This window comes from Peristeroidobacter soli, assembly GCF_004138485.1.
Classification (GTDB): Bacteria; Pseudomonadota; Gammaproteobacteria; order Steroidobacterales; family Steroidobacteraceae; genus Steroidobacter; species Steroidobacter soli.
The window spans coordinates 626,835-642,933 of sequence record NZ_RYEV01000005.1 but is presented as its reverse complement, the minus strand read 5'-3'; the positions used below and the strand labels follow the sequence as shown (position 1 = coordinate 642,933).

Here is a 16,099-nt window from a genome sequence, read left to right as displayed (position 1 = left end):
CCTTCGGATTGGGGTATCTCCACTACTAACGTTCTTCCCGGCCGTTGGCAAGGGCGCGCTTTCGGAACAATGTCTCGGGGCGCTGGCGCGACACTTTGACGTAAGTCAAGGGGCTGACCAGATGCACCGAAAATTCGACAAGATCACGACCTTCGAGCGGCGCGATGCGATTACCTACCCGGCGATCCGCCGGTGGGATCAGGAAGATCCGTTACGCCATCGTCGCGAGGACTTCGAACTGCCGGGCGGCGTCATTTATCTGGATGGCAACTCGCTCGGGCCGCTGCCACGGGCCACCCGGGGCCGCATCGATGAGGTGGTCGCCAGGGAATGGGGCCAGGGCCTGATCCGCAGCTGGAACGAGCATCGATGGATCGACGCCCCACTCCGGGTCGGCGACAAGATCGCCAGACTGATCGGCGCGCGCAGCGGTGAGGTCGTCGTGGCCGACTCCACCTCCGTGAACTTGTTCAAGCTGCTGGGTGCGGCGCTGGCCGCCCGCCCGGACCGCTGCGTCGTGCTCTCCGAGCCCGGCAACTTTCCCACCGACCTGTACATGGCCGAAGGCGCCATCGGCACGCGCAGTTGTCCGTTGCAGCTGCGGCTGGAATCCGCCGAGCGCATCCTCGACGCCATCGATTCGAACACCGCAGTGGTCATGCTCACGCATGTCCACTACAAGACCGCCGCCATCCACGACATGCGAGCCATCACGGCCAAGGCTCACGAGCATGGCGCGCTGGTGATCTGGGATTTGAGTCATAGCGTCGGCGCGATCGAGGTCGATCTGAACGGCTGCGAAGCCGACATGGCCGTGGGGTGCGGCTATAAATATCTAAATGGCGGGCCGGGCGCGCCGGCGTTCCTGTTCGTCTCGCAGCGATTGCAGGCCGAGCTCACCTCACCGCTCAAGGGCTGGATGGGTCACAACCGTCCGTTCGAATTCATCGACAACTACGAGCCCGCCGAGGGCATCCGACGTTTCCTGTGCGGCACGCCGTCCATCCTCGGCGTGCTCAGCCTCGAGGTCGGCGTCGATCTGATCTTGCGCAGCCGGATGCAGGACATCGTGCAGAAGTCCCGCTGGCTGAGCGAATTGTTCGTCGATCTGATCGCCGACATCTGCCCGTCGCTGCGGCTGGTGAGCCCCGCGAATGTGAGCGAGCGCGGCAGCCATGTTTCTTTCGCGCACCCGGAAGGCTACGCGATCATGCAGGCGCTGATCGAACGCGGCGTGATCGGCGATTTCCGCGCGCCGGATTTATTGCGCTTCGGCTTCACCCCTTTATATCTGCGCTATCAGGATGTCTGGGACGCCGCCTATACCGTGGCCGATGTGGTTCACAGCGGTTGCTGGGCCGATCCTCGTTACGCCGTTCGCGCCGCGGTGACCTGATGTTTGCCGAGTCCTTTCGCATGCCCTACTCCTCGCACGTGGATGGATTCGCGAAGGAACGGCTACCGCCGCCGCATCTGTGGCCGGAGTTTCGATTCGACTTGCCCGAGCTGCAATATCCCGAGCGCATCAACTGCGGCGTCGTGCTCATCGACGATGCCGTCCGCGAAGGTCACGGCGATCGAGTCGCGCTCTACGCCGACGGTGGCACGTGGACTTACGCGCAACTGCTCGAACGCAGCAACCGCATTGCCAATGTTCTGGTGAACGACATGGGCGTCGTGCCCGGCAATCGCGTGTTGTTGCGCGGCCCGAACAATCCTACGCTGGTCGCCTGCTGGCTGGCCGTGATGAAGGCCGGCGCTATCGCAGTAACCACCATGCCTTTGCTCCGCGCACACGAGCTATCGATCATCGCCGAGCGCGCGCAAATCGATCACGCACTGTGCGACTCACGCTTCGCACAGGAGCTGCAGCAGGCGGCGAAACTCGGCGGGCGTCTGCGCAACATCGTGCAGTTCGGGGATGGGCACCTGGAGAAAATGATGAACGGGCAGGCCTCGACGTTCGACAATGTCGACACTGCCCGTGATGACGTTTGTTTGCTCGCGTTCACCTCCGGAACGACCGGCACGCCGAAAGCGACCATGCATTTTCATCGCGACGTGCTCGCGATGCGCGAGATCGTCGCCGGACATCTGCTCGAGACCTCACCGGAGGACATTTATGTCGGCAGTCCACCGCTCGGCTTCACGTTTGGATTGGGAGCCTTGCTCGTCTTCCCACTGGGTCGCCGTGCGGCCAGCGTCCTCGTCGAGCAGCCCAGCGGTGAAAACCTGCTGGCGGCCGTGCAACGCTTCGGAGCGACCGCCGTGTTCACCTCGCCGACGGCGTATCGCTCACTGATCCCGCTGCTGCCCAAGTTCGATATTGCCAGCCTGAAACGCTGCATCTCCGCCGGCGAAGCCCTGCCGAGAGCCACCTCGGACGCCTGGTTCGCCGCGACCGGCATGCGACTCATCGACGGCATCGGCGCCACCGAGCTGATCCATATTTTCATTTCCGCCAAGGGCGAACAGATTCATCCCGGCACGACCGGCAAGCCCCTGCCCGGCTATCAAGCCTGCATCCTCGATCCCGATGGCCTGCCCTTGCCGCCGGGAAAAATTGGACGACTCGCCGTGAAGGGACCCACGGGATGCCGTTATCTCGACGACCCACGCCAGCGTGACTATGTCTATCAAGGATGGAACGTCACGGGCGATCTGTATTCACAGGACGAGGACGGTTATTTTCATTTCGAGGCGCGCGCCGACGACATGATCATCTCCGCCGGTTACAACATCGCCGGACCGGAAGTGGAATGCGCGTTGTTGGAACATCCTGCCGTCAAGGAATGCGCGGTGATCGGCGTACCGGATGAAGCGCGCGGCCAGCTCGTGAAAGCCTTCGTCGTGCTCCATGACGGACACGACGCGTCGGCGGAGCTCGTGCAAACACTGCAGCAGTTCGTGAAACAAACCATCGCGCCGTACAAATATCCGCGCGCCGTCGAATTCCGCAGCTCGCTGCCGAAAACTGCGACTGGAAAATTGCAGCGGCATGCGCTGCGCACCGCCATCTAACAAAGTCAGCTGCCAGTGCGTCCCGGGTACATGGATGTACCCCGCCGCCACAGGCGGCGGCGAGCTGCTAAAAGTCACGAGGGTCGTGGCAGGAAGCCCGATCCCGAGTTTGATATGAGTGCGAGCTTGAAACGGCGCTGACACGCTCGCGTCACGTTGGGAGGGTTGAATGTCCCTTCCCCGCTGACCGCCATGCAAGGCGCCGCCCATGAAAGATCTGATCCGCTCGCCACTGCAATACGTCCGGCCCATGACGGACCCTGAATGGCAGGACCTGGTGGCACGGGCCGGTCATCGTGAGCGGCAACGGCTCAAACGTCACCAGCCTCAGGCCAAAGTCAAAGCCGTCGAGCCGAGCCGCCGGCGTGGCGATCAGCTCACGCGGAGCGCTGCTTCGGCTTCGCTTTGAGGGTGGCGTCGGGGCCGAGCAGTTTCTTCAATTTCTTGCTCAGGCCTTCCAGCTCGGCGCGGGCTTTTTTCGCAACCTTCTTCGCTTCCTTGAATAGCTTGCGTGCTTCACGGGCGCGATCCTTGGCGTCGCGCGCTTCCTTTCTCGCGGACTCGGCTCGCTTGCGTGCATCCAGGGCCCGCCGCTGCAGCTCGCCGACGTTCTTTTTCTTGCCCTTCTTTTCGGCCTGGGCCGGCGCAGACTTCTTTTTCATGGCGGTCCCCGGTTCGCTGAACGGTGGCCAGGGAGAATAGAGCAAGCCCCGGCCACCGGCAAATCAGTCCTCTCTTATCAACAAAATAGGCTCACTTCATTACACGAGGCTGACGGCGCGCGCTCGCCAGCGTCAACAGGCTGGCCAGCGACACCAGCAGCAGCGGATCCAGATGACCGCCGCCCCCGCCGCTGCTACCCGAGGTCGGCGCGGTGACCGTGACTGTCACGGATGCGCTCCCTCGACCGCCCGGGCCGACGCACTCCAGCGCGAACGTCGTATTCGAGCTGGTCGACAGTGCACCGGTCGACTGGGTCCCCGAGGCCGTCTTGGTACCGCTCCAGCCATTGGTGGCCGTGCAGGAGGTGGCATTGGTTGCAGACCAGGTCAGCGTGGACGCTTGTCCCGCCGTGACCGACGTGGGCGAAGCCGACAGCGTCACGACCGGCGCCGGTGTCGAGTCAGACACCTTCACGCCGAACGCACCGTAGCTGGTGTTCGCGGCGGGCTGGCCGATGAAGTTCAGGACATGCACGCCGGCTTCCAGCTGCAGGTTCTGAATGGGGCTGCTGCCGATCACCTGACCGACCAGCTGCGTGCCGTGCGTGACCGCGAGCCAGCTGATGCGCAGCCGGGCCGGGAATTCGAAATCCTTCAGCTCGATGTCGTAGCGACCGGCGGCGGGCAGATTGACCACCTTGGCGTTGAACAGACCGCCGACGCCCTGAGTGCTTTCGAACACGATGGCGTTGTTAGCAGCTTTCAATGCCAGCGCGAACGCGCCATTGCCGGCCAACGTCCCGGACGCCGGCGGCGGCGTCGCGGCCACCAGCACTCGCACCTTGCCCGCCGCCAAGGCAATGGGGGCGCTGCTGCCGGAACCGTTCAGCCGATCCAGCGGCAGCCCTTGCTGGACCAGCATCGCCTGCAGATTCGGCAGCTCGTTCGGAAAACGCAGGTCGTCCAGCGACAAGGTGTAATTGGCTGCGGCCACTGGCTCGCTGGGCGAGAAGGAATAGATCGCCGGCGTCGTCGCATCGGCTGACGCGTCGATGATGTGAACATCGCCGTACGCCACCTGCCCACCGCTCGACAGCAGTGCCGACACTGTGCCCGTCGTCGCGGCAGTTGAATATACAAACAACTGCGCTGGACCCGCGCTTAGTGCGACATCGCCGGGCGTGGCACCGGTCACACTGCCGACGAACGTGTCGCTCTGGATGATCGCGGCAGAGAACGCCGTGAGCGCCGCCGGGAAATGCAGATCAGTGAGCGCCAGTGAGTACGTAGCCGCAGTTGGAATGCTCAACGGACGCGCCGGTGGCAAGCGCCCGACGCCGTTCTCGCTGCGATAGATCACAGCATTCGTAGCAACATTTTGCACGAGTGCGCCATACAAGCCCGCGCTGCCGACACCCGCGGTCGAGATGACGATCAGCTCATAAGTCTCGCCGGCCTGCGCGCTGAATGTTCCAACGTCGCCAGTGGTGAACGCGCCGGTGCTGCTCACGACCGGCGTTTGAGTCGAACTGCGGATCACCAGCACGCTTCTATCGGTCAATGCAGCCGGAAAGCCCCGATCGAGCGCGAGCACTCGATAGGTGCCCGACGCGCTCACTGTAAATTCGGTCTGCAGCACCGATTGTTCCGATGGCGGCGCGCTCTGAGTCGCGATCGCATCGGCGACATTGAACACTGCCGCGCCACCTGCCGAAGGAGCGACATCGACGCTGAACAATCCGCCGGCGCCGTTCGTCGCAATCGCGCCTAGCACGTGCACGCGATAGATGCCGGGCGTACCCGCAAACGTCTGCGTCTTGGGCAGCGGCGCCACGGTGTTCTGACTCGGGTACTCGACGGCGAGTCGGGCGACGACCTGCAAATCGCGCGTCACCAGCACCTGCAACGACTGCAGCGACTGGGGCAGACCGGAATCCACACTGATGTCTTTCAACGTCACGACGTAGTTGCCCGCGGCAGCCAGCGTGAATTCATACGTTGGCGGCAACTGCGCGGCGGCTTCGGGCGTCGCGGCCACCACCTCCGATGTATCCAGGTGAGTGACGGCTCCGGCCGGAACGCCGACGCCGAACGCCAGCCACGCGGCCAGCGCCATGATGACTTTTTCAAGCACAAATGCTCCCCACGCGGCGCACCGCGCGTCTGCCCTAGCCCGCTGCTTTGATCTGATCGAGCGCGGCCTGCGCTTCCTTGGCGCCGTGGAACTGCCGGCCCGAGCGCACCGCCGCTTCGAGATTCTTCTCCGCCGAGACCCGATCGCCCGTCTTCAACTGCGCCATGCCGAGGTGATATCGCATGAGCGGCGACTCGGGCGATTTCTCCACGGCCTGCTGAAGCAGCGCCACGGATTCCTGGAACTCGCCGCGCTTGAACTTGACCCAGCCGCGCGTATTCAGAATGGAGGGTTCGCTGACCTTGTCCAGCTTGCTGGCCAGCTCGCCGGCGCGCGCCAGACTGTTGGAGTCAGTGCGATAGCTCACCAGCAACATCGCCAGATTGTTTGCCACCGCGACCGAGCCGGGCTCGCGGCTGATCATCGATTCGTAGATACGAATGGCGTCGTCCGGCCGGTTCACGCGTTCGTAGAGCGCGGCGAGATCGGTGCCCAGGGAAGCCGCGCCGGTTTTTGCCAGGCCGTCTTCGAGCGTCTTGATCGCATCCTCATTGCGCTTGCCGGCGAGCTGCGAGAGCGCGAGGCCGCGATACGGCATCCACCACTTCGGCGCTTTGACGATGGCGTCGTTGAAAGAAGTCGCCGCCTTGTCCAGCTCGCCTCGCGTCGTCAGCAATTCGCCCTTCAAATTGTGGGCAATGGCATTCTCCGGCTGCCTGGCGATGATCTTGTCCAGTCGCGCCAGCGCCTGCGGAACCTGCTTGCGAGTGGCATCGACGCGCACCAGTGCAGTCAACGGCTCACCCGCGCTCGGCTGAATTTGCAGCGCCCGTTCATAAGCGGCGATGGCGGCGTCATATTTCTTTTCCGCTTCGTCGACGGCGCCCTGCAGATACCAGCCGAGCGGCAGATCCGGCCGCGCTTGTTTGATCCCTTCAGCGGTGAGGCGCGCGGCCGCCAGATCCTTGGTCGATGCCTGTACGCGAAACAGCGCTTCCATCGCCGGCACATCGTTCGGCGAATCCTTCACCAGTTGCTCGAGCACCGGACGTGCCTGCTCCGGGCGACCGCTCTGAGTCAACAGCTGCGCCAGCTCCATCCGGACCGACTTGTCGCTCGAATTGGCCTGCGCCGCCGTCCGCAATGTTTCTTCGGCCAGCGCCGGCTCATTGTTCTGCAAGTGAGCACGCGCCAGAGCACGCAGCACCGGCGCTGAATTCGGCTGATCACGCAACACCGAGCGCAGATCGGCAATCGCTGACGGCGCATCGCCTCGTGACAAGGCCATATTGCCACGCAGAGTCAACGCGTCGTTGTCGCGCGGATTCTCCTTCAGCACTTCATCAATCAGCGTCGTCGCGCCCTGCACGTCTTGCTTTGCGAGCAACAACATGGCGAGCCGGGTGCGCGCGGTCAAACCATCGGGCTTGATCTCCTGCTGCTTGATGACTTCGCCATAGACGCGCTGCGCATCGTCGGACTTTTGATGCGACTCGTAGAAGCGGGCCAGCGCCAGTTGCATGGCCGCGCTGACCTTTTCTTCCGCAGCGAATTGCTTCAGCTCGGCTTCGGCTTTGTCGGCCTCGCCATTCGATGCCAGCAGCTCGGCGAGCGCCGCCTTCGGCTCGACACTGTCGGGTTTGATCTTGATGGCATCGCGCATCACCTGCTCGGCCGCGGGCAGGTTCTTGGCAAGCATATGAAAGCGCGCCAGCCGATAGCGATGCGACAGATCGTCCGGCTGCAGCTCGATCACCTTCTTCAGCTGCGTCTCAGCTTCGGACTCCCGCTTCTGGGCCAGCAACAGATCGGCGAGCACGACCCGCAGATCGACGCTGTCCGGAACGCGGTCGATGCCGGCGCTCACGACGTTGATGGCTTCGTCAGTGCGCGAATTCTGCCGATACAGCGAAGCGAGCAACGCGATGGCATACTCGTCGTTGGGCGCGAGCTTCGCCGCAGCTTCGGCGTCTTCGAACGCGCTCTTCACCTCACCCTGCTGTGCCTTCGCGGCGCCACGTACCGTCAGCAACTGGGCGTTGTTCGGATCTTGCGTGAGACCTGGGGTCACCAGTTCAAGTGCGCGCGCCGGCGCGCCACCCAGCAGATACAAACGTCCGAGCGCTGCGCGTGATTCCAGATCGTTTGCGTCCTGATCGATGACCGCCTGGTAGTAACCCGCCGCTTCGCGCGGATTGCCCAGCTTCTCGGCGATGTGACCGAGCTGATAACGGGCATGCCCATCGTTGGGATCGATCTGCAAGGCGTTGCGGAATTCGACGCGCGCCTTCTCGTAGTTGCGTTCGGCGAGATAGCGCTCGCCCTTTTCGACATAACCGGCCTTGCGTTGCTCAGTGCCGCCACAGCCAGCCATCAGGCTGGCGATCGCCACCGCGCACACCAGTTTGCTCAGGGTCTTCATCGCTTCGCACCGGAATCTTTTATTTGCCGCGCGGGATGTGACTTGGCGCGGCGCTTCAAGGATGACGAGCGTATGCGTGACAGTTGACGGTCAGATGACAACGTCGTTGCAAACCGGACGACGCTGTGTCAAGCAAAGCGTCAGTACAGGCTGTGCAGCGAACAGGCGAGCAGATAACCGAACGCCGCCAGGCTCGGCAGTCGCCACCAGTGAGCGGCGGCGCTGAACAATGTTTCCACGCCGTACATCAGCACCACGAGCTTCGCGATGCTCTCGCCCACGGTGGCGGCACTTATGACGGATCCGGGCAAGTTGGGTACGGCGACCGCGATGAATATGACGAGTATGTCCAGCGGCGTGACCCGAAAGCGCCGGTCGCTCGCCAGCCGAAAACGTATGACGATTGCAATCACCAGCGCCGCGAACAGCGCAATCTGCAACGCGGAGCGCTGTTCGAGCAGCGTCGTTGTCTGACGATCGAAATACACAGCGATCACCAGCGCCAGGAACGCCGCTCCCCGCAGCATCCAGCCCGAGTCCGCTTCCCGCCACCGCATGACCATCAGGCCCAGCATGCTGAGCGCGACGACGGCCGCCAGGATCTGCACGTCCGTGCTGGGCCGCGGGCTCACCACGCTGACCGCGAACAGATACGAGGCGACGCCGCTGCCGATGACGACCAACGACCAGCGCGGCAGTCGCGTCGGAGCTCGCAGCCAGGCAACCAACCGCCCGACCTTGGATGAGTTGTCGCTGCCCTTGGGACTCACGGGACGCAGCCGCCAGTTCACCGCCACGGCGAGCTGCAACGAGCCGATGGTGAGCAACGACAGGCCCGCGAACACGGCGATGATGGTCACATCGGACTCGTAACGCAGATACCAGGCCGTCACGAACAGACACGCCTGCAGAAAATAAATCCCCATGACGGCCTCGTGATGATCGAAGCCGAGCCCGAGCAGCCGATGATGGATGTGGTTGCGATCCGCCTGCAGCGGCGAGCGGCCTTCGAGCATCCGCTGGGTCATCACCATCAACGTATCGATGATGGGAATGCCCAGCAGCAGCAACGGCAGTGCCGAGCTCAAGGGTGTCAGCTCATCCTGCGTCAACACCACGGCCAGCACGGCGGCCGAGTAGCCCAGGATCTGACTGCCACCGTCGCCCATGAATACCCGCGCCGGATGCGTGTTGTAGCGGAGAAAACCCAGAATGGCGCCGACGATCACGATGGCGACGACGCCGACGAACGGCGTGCCCGAGGTGAACGCCAGCAATGCCAGCGCCGACAGCGACAACAGCGTCGTACCGCCGGCGAGACCGTCGAGACCGTCGGCCAGATTGATGGCATTGGTCACGCCGATCAGAAACACAAAGGTCAGCGGCCACGACACCCACACCGGCAACTCGTGCCGCTCGGTCAAGGTGATGGTGCCGATGGTCACATCGCCCCACACCATGATGAACAGCACCGCGATCACCTGGCCGATCAGCTTCGGCCCGGCGCTCAGTGTGACGCGATCGTCCCAGACACCGAACAGCAACAACACCAGCACGCCGGCCAGATACGCCGGCATGGGCTGCGCGAACTCACCGGAAAGTAACAATGCGAGCAACGTGCCCGCCGCCATCGCGATACCACCGACTCGCGGCACCGGCGTAGTGTGTACTTTGCGTGCCTCGGGCGCGTCCAGAAACTGCCAGCGCGCCGCGGCCTGCATCAGCGGCGGAATGAGCGCCATGGTGACGCTCATTGCCAACAGGAACCCCAGCATCAAATCCATCTGCGTCTCAATTCGGAATATAACGCTCGAGGCGTGACGACACCTGGCCCGCGAACTCGGCCAGCCTGCGATCCGCCTGCTCCACCGGCTCGCCGATTTCCAGCGGTGTCACCAGGCGCACCAGCGCGCCGTCGGTCCGCTGTCGGGTCAACGAGTCCACGAACAGATACCACTTCACCATATATTCGTTGGTGATCACCCGGCCACGTTGCTGGAACCAGTAGTACACCAGCTGCTTGCGGTTACCGAGCTCGATCTGCACTCGATTCACTCGCAACGGCTTGCCCGCCACCCGAACCTCGGGAACGTCGACCTGGCCGAACTCCTTCATGTGCCAGCCGCCACCGGGCAGACAGGAACGCGGCGAATGAGCGGAATTGCCGGCACGCTGCGAGTCGTACCAGGCCACATAGAAATTCACGACCTCGCGCCCGCCGCGCATGTAGTCGGCGATGACGTAGTCGTCGAGCTTGAGCGCATCCAGATAGATCTGCTCCAGCGCGCTGCGCCGGCCGGTCCAGGTCTCGACCTGGGTGGGAAAGCCAAAGAAGGACTCACGCTTCGGAATGGTCTCGCGCTGCTCCGGCGCGATCATCACGCCGACGACGAACGCGCTGACGATGACGGTGCCGGTGATGAACGACGCCGGCACGCTCCGGGATACTGGCGGCGCGTTCTTATCGATAGGCTCGGCGGCATCCAGGCCGAACACCTCGCGCCACGGCCGCCGGTTCTTGCCGATGCTCGCCAGCACCATCATCTCCAGCAGCAGCACGCCGGCGCTAGTCATGAACACCGCCCAGCCCTGGAAGTCGTGCAGAAAGCCTTCCGCCATCGACTGGCCCCAATGCTCCACCATCACGCCGATGGTGCCGATGCGGAAGCTGTTCATGAAGATGGTCACGGGAATGCTGGAAACGAACAACAGCACCCGCTTCCACATCTGCACCTTGAACAGGTAGGCCATGATGAAGCCCAGGGTCAGCAGCGGGAACAGATAGCGCAACCCGTCGCACGCCTCGGCCACCTGCAGCTTGTAACCGCCGAGGTCGATGACGTTGCCTTCGACGAACACGCTGATGCCGAACAGGCGGATGAACCACACGCCGATCTGGGAAGAAATCAACTGCAGTTGCGCGGAGAAGTTGCCCAGCAGGAATTGCGGCAACGGAATCATCAACGCGAGCAGCAACAGCGGCGCCCACAGATCTGCCGACGGACGCACCCCGATCAGCGCGATCACCAGTCCATAGATCGCGATCAGCAAGCCGTACTGCTGCACGACCTCGACCGTGGCCAGGACGCCGACGATCTGCATCAGCGCGCCCACCAGCACGATGGCCACGCCCACCCACGAACCTTTCAGCTCGAGCCGCACCAGCTGCGCCCGCTGTTGCCACAGCAAATAGGCCGAGATCACGGGAATCATCAAGGCATGGCTGTACTCTTCCCGGTGCAGCCACGTGTCGATCATGCTGGCGACGCCGGACTGCATCGCGGCCGCCGCCACCACGGCGGCGACGGCGAGCGCCGCCCAGGCGTACAGCCGGATATTGTTATTGCCGCCGGGCCGCTCCGGTCCCGCCGACGCTCGAAGTACTGTGCTCATCTACCCGCTCGGCCGCCGACTGTTGTGAATCTCCACGGGGAACGCGGAGGTTATGGCGACTGTGTGACAGTGCGAAGACTAAGCAGGCCGGAGTTGCCTGTAACAAAGCTGTGACAGGCTGTCGCGACCCCTCGACAGTGGCCGCCCTCGTGACCGATTCGCATCGCCCGCCGGATGACACTCCGCTCTCGCAAGCGCTGAATGCCATGCGCTGGATGGCGGCGCTCGCGGTGGTCGTGACCCATCTGGACAACCGCATTTTCGAGCCCCACGCCGCCCCGGGTGGCCTGTCGGGCTACTACCTGTGGCTGTTCAGTGTCGGCTTCGCGCACAAGGCCGTCATTCTGTTCTTCGTCATGAGCGGCTGGCTGGTCGGCGGCAAGATTCTCAAGGAAGCGATCAGTGGTGGGAACGTGGATCTGCCGCGCTACTTCTTCGACCGGCTGTCGCGCTTGTGGATCGTGCTGCTGCCCGCGGTTGCGCTCACATACGTGCTGGATGGCTTGGGTTACGGGCTCGCCGCCGGCCCCGCGATATATGAGAACGCCGAGCCGAACCGGACGCCCGCAGTGCTCGCGTGCAATGTTCTGTTCCTGCAGACCGTCACCTGTCCCGAGATCGGAACCAACGGGGCGCTGTGGTCGCTCGCCAATGAATTCTGGTACTACGTGCTGTGGCCGTTGCTGCTCGCGCCGCTCATGAGATTCAAGGGCGCACGGTTTCGATGGGGCCTGTTTCTGGTCGGCGGCGCGCTATGTGCCGCCCTGTTGTTCCAGCGCTTCGGCACTTACAACGTCGTGCCCTACTTCACGATCTGGGCCATCGGCGCGTTCGCTCGCGTGTTGCCCGTGCCGATGATGCGATCGCCTGCGATTCCAGCGGGCCTGCTCGTTGCTTTTCTGGTGGGCACCAGGGTGCTGGTTCGCAGCGAAATGCTGGATACGCCGCTGCGGACTTTCCTGTTCGACCTCGTGACCGCACTGCTCACAGCCAATGTGCTGGTGACATTGAATCATTGGAAAGGAACGTTGCCGCGGATCTTCCGGCTGCGCGTTCATCAGTTCCTCGCGGAACGTTCCTACTCCCTCTACGCGATCCACACGCCGCTCATCATGTTCGCCTGCGCGTTGCTGCAATCTCAGTTCGGCCTGGGTTGGAAGATGGAACAGGACGATCCGCGAGTGTGGGCAGTGCTAGCTGGAGTTCTGATGTTCGTGGTGCTCTCTACGTGGGCATTCGCGGCCATGACCGAGGTACGAACGGCTCAAATCAAACGTTCCCTGAGAGGAATGTGGCCCGCTCCCAGGGAGATCGCGCGAGCATGACGCCTCACTCGACGGAACGCGGCGCGCTTTCCCCCAGCCTGGATGCGATCCGTTGGATAGCCGCTCTGACGGTGATGGTGGCCCATCTGGATGCGCGTCTCATCAAGCCCGAGACGGTGTTCAGCATGCAGGCGCCGGCCGATCACCTCTCGCTGCTGGGCCACTACGGCTGGATATTCTTCGTCGGCTTCGCCCACAAGGCCGTGATGGTGTTCTTCGTGATGAGTGGCTGGCTGGTGGGCGGCAAGGTGCTGAAACAAGTCCTGGAGCACGGCGAGTTGGACCTCGGCCGTTATTATCTCGACCGGCTCTCCCGGCTTTGGATCGTGCTGCTGCCGGCGCTGGCACTGACGTATCTGCTGGATGACATGGGCTCGGCAATGGCGGCCGGCCAGGAGATCTACGTCAGCTTCGAGCCGAATCGAACTCCCGCCGCTCTCGCCTGCAACGCCTTCTTCCTGCAGATGGTCCGGTGCCACGAGCTCGGCTCGAATGTCGCGCTCTGGTCGCTCGCGAATGAGTTCTGGTACTACGTGCTCTGGCCGTTGCTGCTCGCACCGCTGGCGAAGCGCTGGTCACCCGGCAGGCGCTGGACGCTTTTCTCACTGGGCTGCGCGCTCGCCGCTTTGCTGGCATTCCAGCGTTATGGCGATTATCAGGTGCTGCCCTACTTCGCGATATGGGCCGTGGGCGCGGCAGCCCGGCTGTTGTCCGCGCCGCTCGTCAAGTCGCCCCTGCATGCGCTCGTCGTGCTCGCTGCGGTTCTGTTTGCCGCGCGCATCGGCGATGGAACGCAGCTCGTTTCGATCACAGGATGGTTCCTGGTCACGGATCTGTGCGTCGCGCTCAGCCTCGCGAATCTGCTGGTGTCATTGGCCCATTGGAATGGAGCCGTGCCACGCGTACTCGAACTGCCAATGAACCGCTTTCTCGCGGACCGGTCGTATTCGCTCTACGCCGTGCACGTTCCGATCATCATGATCGTCTGCGCACTACTGCAGTCGCGCTTCGGGCTCGGCTGGCAAATGAGCCGGTTTGAGTCCACGACCTGGCTGCTTCTGCCGTGCATCGCCATCTTCACGTGGCTGTGCACGGCCTTGTTCGCTCAGGTCACGGAAATGCGGACTGCCGCCATCAAGCGATGGCTGACCTCCATCATCCCGAGGCCACGTCTGCCGGCCGCGACCGATCCAGATACTCGAGCCTGACGACATCACCATCCGCCACCGGTGTGGCGCAGGTGAGCATCAACTGCTCCCGGGCCTGAGCGCCGCTGCCCGTGAATCCCACCTCATCCAGGCTCTTGCGCATGATGCCGTTGCGCTCCGAAGCAACGAAGTCGAGCGCCAGCTGAGTGACTGCCCGGCGCTTGCAAGCGGTGCGAACGAATTCGAAGATCGCGTTCTCCACTTTCTTCTGCGCCACCCGGCAGGAAAGCACGAAATCGGTGACGGTGGCAGACGTATCGGTCGAGCGGATCGACAGAAATCCCACGATTCCATAGTCGCCGAACTTGTCCGCGCACGAAACCGCCAGGCACCAGCAATCCGGTGCCGCGAGTCGCTCCAGGAATTGTTCCTGCGAGTAACGGATGCCCGACGTATTGAGCTGGTTGGTGCGCTGGATTAGCTCCAGGCAGCGTCCAACCTCATCGGCGCCCTGCGGCTCGAACACCCGCGCGCGCATTTCGCAGCTGCGCAGAAATTCCAGATAGCGACCGCCAAAGGACTGTTCCGACTGACGCCGCTGCTCCTCGGTACGATACATTTCCCGGCGACGCGCGCCCTCCTTGCTGGTCGGCACATCGAGGCACGGCTGATCCAGCAGCGACTCGATTTCGGCCACGTCGAAGACTCGCACCTGAGGCAGCGCGTCGGCGACTTCCTGCCGCTCGAAGGCAGAGTCGTCGATGAAGGCAAACGTATCGACATTGATGTTCAGATTCTCCGCGATGGCGCGCAGGCTGCCGCTCTTCTCCTGCCAATGAATCTGCGGATACAGGAAATACTGGTCGAGGCCGCATTCCTGCAGCTTGCCCCAGGCGTCGGCATGATCGTTCTTGCTGGCCACGCTCTGCAGGATGCCGCGGCGGTCGAGTTCCTTGATCACGTCGATGCAGCGTTGATCGAGCACCACACCGGCATGCCCGAGCTCACCGAGCACGCCCCGCCAAAGCGTATTGTCCAGATCCCACACCACGCATTTGACCTTCGCGGCCGGTGCCGGCGCGGCGACCACGAGCTGAGGTTTCGCGGGTGCAAGCTGCCTGGATCGAACGTCCGGCTTGTAAGCCACCAGCGCGAGCCAGCGAAACACCAGCGTCACTTGCGCATCGCCCGCCGGATACACACGCAGCAACGTCCCGGGACGCAACAGTTCTTCGAGGCGGGTGCCGAGCGCTTCGAAAGGAATTCTCGCGAGCTTGTTGCCGGGCTCGAGGGCCAAGCTGGTGCGATAACGCGCGCTGGCATCGACGATCAGCTCGACGATCAGGCTGCACGACTGTCCCTTGGGGGCGAAGACCTCGATGACCAGCTCATCCGGGGTGCGCGTGCCCTGCGAGCGCCGGCGGCGCCCGTCGAGCTGATGCCGACGCCATTTCCCATGCAGCGCGAACAGATTGAGGCGCGGGCTCGGCAACGCCTTGTTCCAGAGCGGGGCGACCTGACTCACCGCCCGTCCCGAGCGCCGGTCCAACTCGCTGATCCGCACGAACTCGGACAGCGTCGTTTCGAAGCTCCACTTCAGGTTGGCCTCGAGCTTGCCCCAGCGCTTGAACCCGACTTGCGCGCCGTGCGGCAGCTGTCCCGGAAAGGCCGGACTGGGCACGATGCCATTGACGAATCGGGCGCACTGCAGATCGGCACGGCGCGCATAGAGCGAGCACGTCGAATAACAATGAGGCATGGCGCACTCCACACAGTGCTCCTCCCACCTCATGAACCAGATCGCCTCGATCTCATCGCGATCGACGGCCGAAGGCTGGACGTCCTCCGCGGCGCCGAGTCCGGCGTTACCGTCGCTGAATTCCAGTTGGAACATGGCCGTGCCTGAAGTGCATTTCAGCAGGACACGGTAGAACGGCACTATTTCGGCGCGATGACACCGGCATGTTCATCCGGTTGAAACGCGGTGGCGACCA

Annotated in this window: 10 protein-coding genes; 4 read left to right on the top strand and 6 right to left on the bottom strand. The window is 63.3% G+C overall.

What is annotated here, in order from left to right; all coding sequences use genetic code 11:
- Nucleotides 1-121 precede the first annotated feature (121 nt).
- Complete coding sequence (gene kynU / locus EKO19_RS24290) at nt 122-1,396, top strand: kynureninase (RefSeq protein ID WP_129779414.1); 1,275 nt, start codon at nt 122-124, stop codon at nt 1,394-1,396.
- 20 nt (nt 1,397-1,416) lie between these two features.
- Nucleotides 1,417-3,021 carry an AMP-binding protein gene (locus EKO19_RS24285; RefSeq protein ID WP_129780254.1) on the top strand — a complete coding sequence of 535 codons (1,605 nt, stop codon included), beginning with the start codon at nt 1,417-1,419 and terminating at the stop codon, nt 3,019-3,021.
- A gap of 377 nt (nt 3,022-3,398) precedes the next feature.
- Here EKO19_RS24285 and EKO19_RS24280 read toward each other — a convergent pair whose 3' ends face one another.
- From EKO19_RS24280 to xrtD, 5 genes are all read right to left on the bottom strand, one after another.
- Nucleotides 3,399-3,683 (bottom strand): hypothetical protein, encoded by a 285-nt coding sequence (locus tag EKO19_RS24280; RefSeq protein WP_129779412.1) that lies wholly within the window; start codon nt 3,681-3,683, stop codon nt 3,399-3,401.
- A 91-nt stretch (nt 3,684-3,774) separates the two neighbouring features.
- Nucleotides 3,775-5,817 carry a hypothetical protein gene (locus EKO19_RS24275; RefSeq protein ID WP_129779410.1) on the bottom strand — a complete coding sequence of 681 codons (2,043 nt, stop codon included), beginning with the start codon at nt 5,815-5,817 and terminating at the stop codon, nt 3,775-3,777.
- Nucleotides 5,818-5,851: 34 nt separating this feature from the next.
- Nucleotides 5,852-8,239 (bottom strand): tetratricopeptide repeat protein, encoded by a 2,388-nt coding sequence (locus EKO19_RS24270; RefSeq protein ID WP_129779408.1) that lies wholly within the window; start codon nt 8,237-8,239, stop codon nt 5,852-5,854.
- 140 nt (nt 8,240-8,379) lie between these two features.
- Nucleotides 8,380-10,023: a glycosyltransferase family 4 protein gene (locus EKO19_RS24265; RefSeq protein ID WP_129779406.1), complete on the bottom strand. Its 1,644-nt coding sequence runs from the start codon at nt 10,021-10,023 to the stop codon at nt 8,380-8,382.
- A 7-nt stretch (nt 10,024-10,030) separates the two neighbouring features.
- On the bottom strand, nt 10,031-11,632 hold the full coding sequence (xrtD, locus tag EKO19_RS24260; RefSeq protein WP_129779404.1) for a VPLPA-CTERM-specific exosortase XrtD: 1,602 nt from the start codon (nt 11,630-11,632) through the stop codon (nt 10,031-10,033).
- A 149-nt stretch (nt 11,633-11,781) separates the two neighbouring features.
- Here xrtD and EKO19_RS24255 point away from each other — a divergent pair, with 149 nt between their 5' ends.
- Complete coding sequence (locus EKO19_RS24255) at nt 11,782-12,957, top strand: acyltransferase family protein (protein WP_129779402.1); 1,176 nt, start codon at nt 11,782-11,784, stop codon at nt 12,955-12,957.
- Nucleotides 12,954-14,165 carry an acyltransferase family protein gene (locus tag EKO19_RS24250; protein WP_129779400.1) on the top strand — a complete coding sequence of 404 codons (1,212 nt, stop codon included), beginning with the start codon at nt 12,954-12,956 and terminating at the stop codon, nt 14,163-14,165. Before EKO19_RS24255 ends, EKO19_RS24250 begins: the two co-directional genes overlap by 4 nt.
- Here EKO19_RS24250 and EKO19_RS24245 read toward each other — a convergent pair.
- Nucleotides 14,113-15,999, bottom strand: a complete 1,887-nt coding sequence (locus EKO19_RS24245) for an HAD-IIIC family phosphatase (protein ID WP_129779398.1) — start codon at nt 15,997-15,999, stop codon at nt 14,113-14,115. The genes EKO19_RS24250 and EKO19_RS24245 overlap by 53 nt on opposite strands.
- Between the last annotated feature and the right edge of the window lie 100 nt (nt 16,000-16,099).